The sequence below is a fragment of the uncultured Nostoc sp. genome (assembly GCF_964245575.1).
Classification (GTDB): domain Bacteria; phylum Cyanobacteriota; class Cyanobacteriia; order Cyanobacteriales; family Nostocaceae; genus Nostoc.
In genome coordinates, this window is sequence record NZ_CAXTNP010000208.1 from 4,873 (window position 1) to 14,307 (window position 9,435).

The 9,435-nt window shown below is 40.7% G+C and carries 8 protein-coding genes and 1 pseudogene; 5 read left to right on the top strand and 4 right to left on the bottom strand.

Annotated features, from left to right (window positions below; all coding sequences use genetic code 11):
* A partial coding sequence (locus tag ACFFAP_RS26790; protein WP_375514079.1) for a hypothetical protein occupies positions 1 to 181 on the bottom strand: 181 nt, incomplete at its 3' end.
* Between the two features lie 493 nt (positions 182 to 674).
* On the opposite strand from ACFFAP_RS26790, the gene ACFFAP_RS26795 reads away from it, so the two are divergent.
* Entirely contained in the window at positions 675 to 1,988 is a 1,314-nt protein-coding gene (locus ACFFAP_RS26795) for an efflux RND transporter periplasmic adaptor subunit (protein WP_375514080.1), read from the top strand.
* A 302-nt stretch (positions 1,989 to 2,290) separates the two neighbouring features.
* On the top strand, positions 2,291 to 3,091 hold the full coding sequence (locus ACFFAP_RS26800; RefSeq protein ID WP_375514081.1) for an SDR family oxidoreductase: 801 nt from the start codon (positions 2,291 to 2,293) through the stop codon (positions 3,089 to 3,091).
* A 714-nt stretch (positions 3,092 to 3,805) separates the two neighbouring features.
* Here ACFFAP_RS26800 and ACFFAP_RS26805 read toward each other — a convergent pair.
* Both ACFFAP_RS26805 and ACFFAP_RS26810 read right to left on the bottom strand, forming a co-directional pair.
* Positions 3,806 to 4,210, bottom strand: a complete 405-nt coding sequence (locus ACFFAP_RS26805; protein WP_118170624.1) for a response regulator — start codon at positions 4,208 to 4,210, stop codon at positions 3,806 to 3,808.
* A 1,123-nt stretch (positions 4,211 to 5,333) separates the two neighbouring features.
* The gene (locus ACFFAP_RS26810) at positions 5,334 to 5,486 is read right to left on the bottom strand and encodes a CopG family transcriptional regulator (RefSeq protein ID WP_375514082.1); all 153 of its coding nucleotides are present in this window, start codon (positions 5,484 to 5,486) and stop codon (positions 5,334 to 5,336) included.
* Between the two features lie 979 nt (positions 5,487 to 6,465).
* Here ACFFAP_RS26810 and ACFFAP_RS26815 point away from each other — a divergent pair.
* Both ACFFAP_RS26815 and ACFFAP_RS26820 read left to right on the top strand, forming a co-directional pair.
* Positions 6,466 to 7,266: an RMD1 family protein gene (locus ACFFAP_RS26815; protein ID WP_375514083.1), complete on the top strand. Its 801-nt coding sequence runs from the start codon at positions 6,466 to 6,468 to the stop codon at positions 7,264 to 7,266.
* Between the two features lie 181 nt (positions 7,267 to 7,447).
* Entirely contained in the window at positions 7,448 to 7,786 is a 339-nt protein-coding gene (locus tag ACFFAP_RS26820; RefSeq protein WP_375514084.1) for a hypothetical protein, read from the top strand.
* A gap of 165 nt (positions 7,787 to 7,951) precedes the next feature.
* Here ACFFAP_RS26820 and ACFFAP_RS26825 read toward each other — a convergent pair whose 3' ends face one another.
* Positions 7,952 to 8,833, bottom strand: coding sequence for an Rpn family recombination-promoting nuclease/putative transposase (locus ACFFAP_RS26825; protein ID WP_375514085.1), 882 nt, complete (start codon positions 8,831 to 8,833; stop codon positions 7,952 to 7,954).
* 289 nt (positions 8,834 to 9,122) lie between these two features.
* Between ACFFAP_RS26825 and ACFFAP_RS26830 the strand changes: the two are divergent.
* Positions 9,123 to 9,435: pseudogene (locus ACFFAP_RS26830) on the top strand (HEAT repeat domain-containing protein); the annotation flags it as partial.

Consider the following 9,435-nt stretch of genomic DNA (forward strand, 5'->3'; position numbering starts at 1 on the left):
TACCATTATCCTCAGTCCCACCTGTAATATAACGACTAGAATTACTAGTATTGGGTTTCACATTAGTCCTTGAAACAGCCGCTAATGCAGGTAATCCTATAGAAACTACTATTCCAACTGCTAGCAGTGTAGCGTTCCGATTAAATTTTATTAAATTTGTTGCGATAGTTTTCAATTGCATATTTGATCAACTCCCACTTTTTAGAAAAATCGTAAAATAAACCTTTTGGAGAGTGGTGAATAATAAATTAATCTTTTAAAAAAATTAACTTATTAAAAACCAAATTTAATATTTTCATGTGTTATTATGCGTTCGGAAAATAAAAATAAAAGTTTACATTATTACAAGATTCAGTCAACCAAAAAGTTTTTATAAGCCTTACCATCTGGACATTTCAGTTAAAGCCACCTACCTCGCTACTGCTTTACCACTGTTGCAGCGATCGCTGTGGGGATGGGTATGCCAGCATCACCAAACCTTGTCTATGATAAGTGGATGGAAAATTAGGGATTCACCTTTCGGTAGATTTAGGCAGAATCATCAAAACTGTATATTTGGATGGGGTAACACATAATTTGCCACAAAACCTCATGCCAAATCAGTAATTTCCATATCAACAAATGAAATATTGATTGAATTGTAGTTAATTTGTTCCTTAAGTTCCTCATCAGCCATGACACCCCCTGAGCCTCAAACCGATTTTGGAGAAAAAGCTCCACAAACCCCATTTGAGCCACCTTCTGGAAAACGGCGGTGGCTTTGGGTTTTAGCTGCACTACTATTGTTAGGGGGTGGAGCAACTCTAGTTTGGCGTTTGCTCCCTCCGCAAAATTCAGCACCTTCAACTGCTAATGCTCAACCTCAAGGGGTAAGAGTCAAAATATCGACAGTACAAAGCGGCATTATTGAGGAAAGTTCAGATTTTATTGCTAGCCTCAAATCCCAGCGCTCAGTCACGCTCCAGCCGAGGATTCAAGGCCAAGTTACCCAGATATTTGTCAAATCGGGAGATCCAGTTGCACAAGGAGCGGCAATTCTCCAAGTAGATCCTACTTCACAAGTCGGTGTCAGTGGAAGCAATGCTGCGCCTCAAGGATTTTTAGTGCAACTGGAAAATGCCCGCGCTATACTCAAATCTCTGGAAGCACAACGACCATCCTACGTTGCAAATGTGCAATTTTATCAGCAGAACTACGAAAAATTTGTCACCCTAGCTGAGGAAGGAGCCGTATCTCGACAGACTCGCAATCAGTTTGCTGCTCGGCTTGCCAATGCTAAGGCTAATCTTGATGCAATTGATTCTAGAATTCAAGCACAACGAGCCAACATATTGCAGGCTGAGAAAACTTTGCAGCAAGCTAATGTAAATATTCCAAAACAACAAGAGAATCTCCAGTCCGACAAAATTACCGCCCCCTTTAGTGGCACAGTTGGCAATATCGCGGTGAAAGTAGGTAATTTAGTAACTACTTCTACACAATTAGTTAATATCACGCAAAATCGACCTTTAGAAGTCAACATCTCTGTGCCATTACAGCAAGGGCCCCAACTGCGTAAGGGAATGCCAGTAGAGGTTATGAACACACAAGGTCAAAAGCTAGGTAGAAGTAGGGTATTTTTCATTGCACCTACTGCTAGTAATGAAACCCAAGGAATACTGATCAAAGCACTTTTTGACAACCCTAACGGGCAGTTACGTGCAGATCAATTGGTAAGGACTAGAGTGTTCTGGAATCAGCGTCCCGGAATTTTAATCCCCACAACAGCAATGACTCGTGTAGGTGGAGACACTTTTGTTTATGTAGTTGAAACAGAAACATCTCCCCAAGGTGTATCCCAACAAGTAGCTCGGCAAAAGCGAGTGAAGCTAGGCGAAATCAAAGGTAATAATTACCAAGTTATTGAAGGTTTACAGCCAGAAGATAAAGTTATTATTTCAGGTTTGCTCAATCTTAGGGATGGCGTTGCGATCGTTCCAGAATCTTAATTAAGGGGAGTAGAGAGGAGGGATCAGGGGAGAAGTCTCAATCTTGTCTCCTACCAATTCCCACCCAAGAAGTTAACTATAGCGATCGCTAAATTTAACCTTGCTACAGTACGTTAACAGCAGATAATCACTCTGGTGAAGCAAAATAAAACCAGATTAATCTATCTGACTTTTCCCGTTATCTCCTTGATTGAGTGATCGCTTACTATACCCCTAGCCCAAAGCCCTATTCTCTCGTAATTTATTGTCAGTAATTTTAAGTTATTGAGAAGAAAGTATAGTCTGAAACTCTTGCTGCTTCGTTGTTTCATGACTTAACGGGAAAAGTCAGATTAATCTATGGCATCAATAGCTGGGAAAGTTGCAATTATTACTGGTGCATCGCGGGGAATTGGACGAGCGATGTCTTCGACGGGCTATTCGGCATCGCACTCAAGTTAGCTGGTAACGGCGCATCTATTGTCGTTAACTATGCGGGAAATGCAAGCAAAGCACAGGAAGTTGTTGCAGAAATTGAAAAGCTGGGAGTAGAGGCAGTTGCTATCCAAGCTGATATTAGCAAAGTGCCCAACATCAAAAGATTATTTGAGCAAACGCTTGAGCGCTTTGGTAAAGTGGATATTTTGGTCAACAACGCCGGAATCGCCTTCTATAAACCAATTAATCAGGTAAGTGAAGAAGATTTTGACACGATTTTTGCCATTAACGTCAAAGGCACTTTTTTTGCTTGTCAACAAGCCGCGCAACACATGGCACAGGGGGGACGGATTATCAACTTTTCTTCATCAACTACAGCAATGATGCTGCCAACTTATAGTGCTTATGTAGCAACCAAGGGTGCTGTTGAACAAATCACACGGGTACTAGCTAAAGAATTGGGTGCAAAGGCGATCGCAGTTAATGCTATTTCTCCTGGCCCCACCGATACAGAACTGTTTCGAGAAGGCAAAACACAAGAACAGATAGATCGTTTAGCCCAAATGGCTGCTTTTGGCAAACTAGGAGATGTGCAAGAAATCGCCGATGTAGTAGCATTCCTCGCTAGCGACGAAGCTAGGTGGATCACTGGGCAAAATATCCGTGTAAACGGTGGAATCGCTTAAGGAGGCAGAAGGCAGAAGAAATCCCCATAAATAAATTTAGGGGATTTAATAAGGACGCCGTATTTCTTGCGGCACTTTCCGCGACGCTCCTACGTCGCTAACGCTGCGCTATCGAAATACATATTTTTTTGCTTTTTATAAATAAATTTAGTTGCTCTGAGATCCTGTGACAGAGGGCAAAAAATATATTTTCTTCCTCCTGCCGTAAGCTCGAACTGCCCTCTGCCTTTGTTCGGTGAGATGATCAAAGAAAATCGGCGGTAATCCCATCCCAACAAGAGGGGTGTGCGGGATAGCCGCCTGCCGATTTAGTCATTAGACATCTGCTGAAATTAAATATGCGTTACCCAGAACCCTTGTAGAGACGTAGCAGTGCTACGTCTCTGCATTCTTTTTCAAAGATGTCTACTAGAAAACTTTTAAAAAATAGCAAATTACAGCTATTTTCAGGTAAATAGACCACGCAGTAGGGGTTTAGCATTGCTAAACCCTTACAAAAGATGTGGTTCAAATACATGAAAACTGCTGTAAATATAGAGGTTCTCGTTTATGTGAGGTACATCGGTAAGGACACGGCAGGGCGTGCCCCTACACCTGGCGATATAATGTTGTACCGCATCTGAATGGGAACCGCTATATCTGCCTTAAAATGGCGTTGTTGCACGAATGGGGAAAAATGGTAAGAGGAAGTAATTGAACAGTAGCACTTCATAATTACCAATTACAAGAACCAACCAAACTAGCCACTATCTCTACTAGTTCTTCAGGATCAATCGGTTTAGATACATGAGTGTTAAAGCCACCTTCCAAAGCACGGATACGATCCTCACTATCAGCAAAGGCTGTTAAAGCAATAGCCGGGACTCGTCCACCATTGTTTGGTTTGAGGGCACGAATTTTGCGGATGAGAGTGTAGCCATCCTCCCCAGGTAACCCGATATCAGAAATTAAAACATCGGGTTGCAATTCAGATAATACTTTGCGTGCCGCATCTGCTGATATCACTGCTATAACTTTTGCTCCATCCATTTCCAACACAGAAGTAATGAAGAAGCGAGTATCATCATCATCCTCAACTACCAGAATGTCTAAACCAGCAAGAGTTCCAGAAGGTTCCATAATGACATTTTGTTCTAACTTTCTGTGACTTTTACCTGCTAATGATAAAATTAGGGCTTGAGAAACCCTCAAAATGACCTTTTTCAGATGCTGTGAAAAGTCAGAACTATATAATCAACGGTAAAACAAACAGAAAACGACTTTTAATCAATTTTAACAATTTATTTGTATCTAAATGCACATTTAATTGAGAAACAAAAATCCTCCAAATGGTAGGTATAATTTATTTTTTTATTTTTATTTTGGAAGCAATGCTATAAAAAAAGTTATTTTTATCCTGCTCTTTGTAATTAGAATCATGGATTTGGTGTAAAAAATATTGAGTTGGAAATAAAATTGAGTCCTGGCTTTACCCATAAACAAATAAAGTTTTTACCCAATATGGCTGAACTACGTAAAAGCTTTATTAAGTATAGAAAATAAAACATTTCCTTTTGAAGGAGGCTCTATCTATGGATTACTTGCCTAAGAAAAAATTGGGGCAAAAATTCGCTTTAAAATTGCTTATCAAACTATTCGTGATGATTTGAATATAGTAGTTTCCATTCAGATGTGGTACAACATTATATCACAAGGTGTAGGGTGTACCTCACGTAAACGAGAACCGTTATAAATGCGATCGCAGTACTTTGTGATTTACAAGTTTATAAACACACGGCTTCGATATTCTTGAGAGGTTCTATGGTTGGGCGATTGACTACAGTATTGGGCAAGAGGGCACGATCGCAATGCGATCGCTCTCTACTCCAAAACGCAAATAATGCTTCATTCTCGAAGAAGCCTGCAAGTTCTATGTAGTTTTTATGTCATTTATAGCCAGTTGTAGAGCGGGAACTGAACTCTTTTGAGTACTGTATCAATCATGTAGAGGCGTTCAACAACACTCACACAACAACTGGCATAAAGCGGGAGAAGTGATGCAGGGTTCAAGCTGTATTTCAAAGCACAACTTATTCACTGTCTAACGCTGTTGATATCTCTATTGAAGCCCTAACAGCACAACATCAGTTGCCAATTTGCCGAAATCTGTGACAAGTCTTGTCTACCATCAAGCTCATTGTAACTTTCATTCCCTCTCTTGGTTAAGTTTTATCCAGTGTAATTTCCTTTCCTTTTAGGTTTTTTACTCTTCATCTTCAGTCAGAAGAGAGCGAATTAATTCCCGAATTACATCGGTTGCCGGTCTGCCAGTGCTTGAGCAATATTTCTCCAATTTCTGAGCCTCAGCTGATGTGAGATTGATTGTAAGTCGTTTAACAGCCCATTTTTTATTCATAATATTAGACAAGTTCTATTTTTCAACTACTTCTCTAATATCAATCACTTAATCTGTTACTACATGGGTATTATCAAGGAATTTTAATTCAAGAAATGATGAAGCAGACTAATATGTTTTTCCAAAGAATAGTGAATATGTAAAGTCTATTTTAGAATATAAAGTTTAATCCTTTTAAAAGTAGTAATCATAAAGTCGATATCAAGAAGGTATAAAAGAAAGTTATTTTATCTAAGTAATTTGCCCAAATCTACATTAGTGCGCCACGGCGTAAATAGCGCAAAGTCTGAGCGGCGGTTCCCGCCGTTGGCGCAGCCCGCCGCAGGCATCAAAACTTTGCAAGACGAGCAACCATTTAAAATCCCTGCATAGCTTATTCCATAATACTTTTGACTTTTGAATGCGTGACTTTTGACTTCCGCCTTGCGGTACTAGCCCACATCAGCAGCCCAAGCTAAAGTATCACATTGGAGATATTAGAGCAATTATTGAGGAAGCGATCGCAATTAAACTAGACAACTGCATTTTGGCTCATTTACTCACCCTTTTGCCTTTGGGTAAAGAACAGTACCATTGTCATAACGGGCTATTTACTGTAGCGTGACCGAATTTGAGATTTTAAATTTTGGATTTTGGATTAAAGATTCAAAAGCGTTCGACTGAGCATCTTTGCACTGAGCCAAGCCGAAGTGTCACCCTGAAGTCTAAAATTTAAAAAGGATTGCGAGCAAGCGAATTTATACTCGCTTTGCGAGAAGCAAGCTATGTGAAACAAATCTAAAATTCAAAATTTAAAATCAAATATCAGTACTATAGCTGCCAAATGAAGCAAGTCTCTAAGGTAGTGCTGGATAGATTATATTGGTAAGCTGAAATTGTAGCGACCTTTAACAACAGATATCAATTGCGACGCCGAATAGCCCGTCGTAGACATCGCTACTTGAGCAGTTCAGCAGGCAGAATATAGCATAAAGCGACAATGCAAAAACTCCTTTTTAATGACAGAGATAGATTTAGAGCGCAGGCCCTATTCCTTGGTAAAGATATTAACTTACAGATGTTGGAGAATTACGTGTGCTTGGCGACTATGCCACTAATGGTTACAGTAGGTGAACACGGCTGTGCAGTACTACTGGGCTATGGTGCAGTTGTCCTGTTTAACCTTGAGCCTGTGGAAAAGGTAGCCTTCTTGACCAAACTATCCTCTCAAGTTAGTGGCTCTTTTGCCAACCCGGAAACAGAAGAGGTGGAAGTTCATCTCAATATTGCAGAGAGTGAACGAGCTAAGGAAGGAAAAATTTTGCTGCATGAATTTAGTGTAGAACGCTTGCAGATAGTGGCTGATATTCTCGCCAAGAGCGTTGTACTGTCTCACTATGAAACCAGCCTAGCGACTGTATTTGATCAAATTGAACCGTTTGCAGCTAGTCTCCAGCGTGAAAACAGGAGTAGACGCCAGAGCCGGGAATTACTGCGTCAACTGGGGACTACTCTGTTAGTTCAACATAAGATTGTCGGTCGAGTAGAGATCATCGATAAGCCGGAGTTACTCTGGGAATCCCCACAGCTAGAAAACTTATATCTGCGCTTGGAGGATGAATACGAAATCCGTGAGCGTCACCATGCCCTAGAACGTAAACTAGATTTAATTTCCCAAACTGCACAAACGGTGCTGGAGTTCATGCAACATAGTAGTAGTCAGCGAGTAGAGTGGTATGTGGTGATCCTGATTGTGGTGGAGATTCTGCTATCACTGTACGATATTATTTTCAAAGGCTAACGCTAAATTTGGAGAGTGTAAACTTATTGGACTTACTGAAAACCGCTATACTCCACCAGACGATTTATAATCACCTGGGCTAGGTGCAAAATGTTAGTTAAAAACATTCTTCCCTACGAACGTGATAGAAAATACTTGTATGATTTATGATTTTTGACTCATAGTATAAGGATTACAGATAATGCACGTTCTAAAAAAATCCATCAAACCGGCAACTTATATATCGTTCCTCCACATCTACCAAACTACTTGGGGGACTGCGGGTGATATTTGTTTAATCCGTGAATCTGTAGCTAATGAAAGTACAGCGAAATTTGTCGGTCACAAAATCCAATTAGCACTGCCAAAAGGGTTGGAGCGCGATCGCATCGCTAACTGTCCGATCATCAAAGTTGCAGGTAATGTCGGCGACGGACATCCTAAAGAGCATCCCTTGGAATGGGAGGTTTATGAAGGTGTAAATCCAGAAATAGCTCTAGCGGCTCTTAAACCTTGGGGCTTCAAGTTAATTGAGCTTTAATGTGGCAATCTGACAAGCTCAACTCGCTTTCGTTCTTCTGAAACTATTTTTTCCCCTAGCGCCATCAGACATTGGCTCAAATGGAAAATTCATCTAATAGACATGGGAGTGAAATTAATTATGCGTTGCCCGAAATCCTTGGTAGGCATAATTCATAAATTGTACCTACGTCATTTTCACTCCTACGTCTAATGTACTAAACCAGGTTTCTAAATCCGCGATCGCCTGAAAATCCAACAATGCTTCACCGAGATTTTCTAATTGTTCTAAAGAGAGAGTTTCAATACGGTCTAGTACCTCTTGGGGTAATTCTCCCACCTGTCGAGTCAGTTGACGGAGAATTAGCAATTGTCCTTCTGCCTTTCGTCCTTCTTCCCTGCCTCGTTGTTCGCCGCGTTGTTCGCCGCGTTGTTCGCCTTCAGCAAGAATTTCTTGATAAATTACTGACTCGCGCATCATACCCTCCCGAAACAGTTGTCTAATTAAGTCCTGATTGTATTTTAATCCCGCTAAGATTTGGGTGTAAGCGGAAATTTCTGGTCGTTGTCTTGGCTCAATTTGATTAACTTTGACCACAACTTGTTGCAACAAGGCTTGAGGTTGCGTGGTTGCGGCCAGTGGTGCTAGTGGTAACAAAGCTGGATCGTTCAGGAATGGTTCAGGATTTTCTTCCCATAAGCGAATCACGCGATATTCGTGATGAGTAGTTTCGACACTCAAGGCAGTTTCAATTACTGTTTCTGGTGAAGGGGGAAGCAATAATACGACAACTTGCGTTATTGGTAGGCGATACAAACGATACAAGCGTACCCAATAATCTAGCATCCGCAAGGGTAGGGGTGGCGTTGATTCTAGTTTGGTTTGAAATTCCAGATGGAGAATGCGTCCTTGTAGTTGTAAAAATGTTACATAATCTGCGCGAATTGGTTCAATGCTCAATTCGGTTTTCAGGACTTTGACGCTAGTTTGCGGTGTACCCAAAACCCAACTGGCAAAGGTAGCAGGATGTTTTTCGGACAGGAGTTTGCAGAGGTTATCAAAGGACATTGACGATCGCTAACAATTGAACGAGGTATTGTTATTATCTCGTGCAGTGGTTTGAGTAGGCGATGTCTACGACGGGCTATTCGGCGTCGCACCATCGCTCAAGGAAGCTGATTATTATACTCTGGGCGTATCTTTTTAAGTTCCTGTAGTATTTACATTAATATTCCATTTCTAGCTAGGTTGAGTTATCAGACAGTAACAAGATAACTGTAGCGGTTCCTGATTTACTAGTAAAACAGCCTTACTAAATAAATTACGAATTACGAATTACGAATTACGAATTATACAAATGTATCTGCACATAATTAAAAAGCGATCGTCGCCCTTTTTCCTTTTTCCCTTTATCCTGCTGTTGACTCTCCTCTTCGCCTTGCCTTGGGTAAGTGCGAAAGAAGCGCCTAAGCCGAAGCCGGAAGCGTGGCAGATTAACGGTATCGTTGCTGCCCTTGATGATGGATATAACGGAGTAAAAAAACTCGCTTTTGAAAAATTCAATGAATATGATCTAAAAAATTTAAAATCGGTGGTTCAGAAACCAGAGGATATTGCTCAGAAAGTTTTCAAAATCCTCAAGGATAAAACTGTTGACTCAATTGTTCGTT

Bases quoted from the DNA above. Each gene is read 5' to 3' on its own strand.
- ACFFAP_RS26820 (WP_375514084.1), top strand. From the start codon at position 7,448: ATGCACGTTCTAAAAAAATCCATCAAACCGGCAACTTATATATCGTTC.
- ACFFAP_RS26805 (WP_118170624.1), bottom strand. From the start codon at position 4,210: ATGGAACCTTCTGGAACTCTTGCTGGTTTAGACATTCTGGTAGTTGAG.
- ACFFAP_RS26795 (WP_375514080.1), top strand. From the start codon at position 675: ATGACACCCCCTGAGCCTCAAACCGATTTTGGAGAAAAAGCTCCACAA.
- ACFFAP_RS26825 (WP_375514085.1), bottom strand. From the start codon at position 8,833: ATGTCCTTTGATAACCTCTGCAAACTCCTGTCCGAAAAACATCCTGCT.
- ACFFAP_RS26815 (WP_375514083.1), top strand. From the start codon at position 6,466: ATGCAAAAACTCCTTTTTAATGACAGAGATAGATTTAGAGCGCAGGCC.
- ACFFAP_RS26810 (WP_375514082.1), bottom strand. From the start codon at position 5,486: ATGAATAAAAAATGGGCTGTTAAACGACTTACAATCAATCTCACATCA.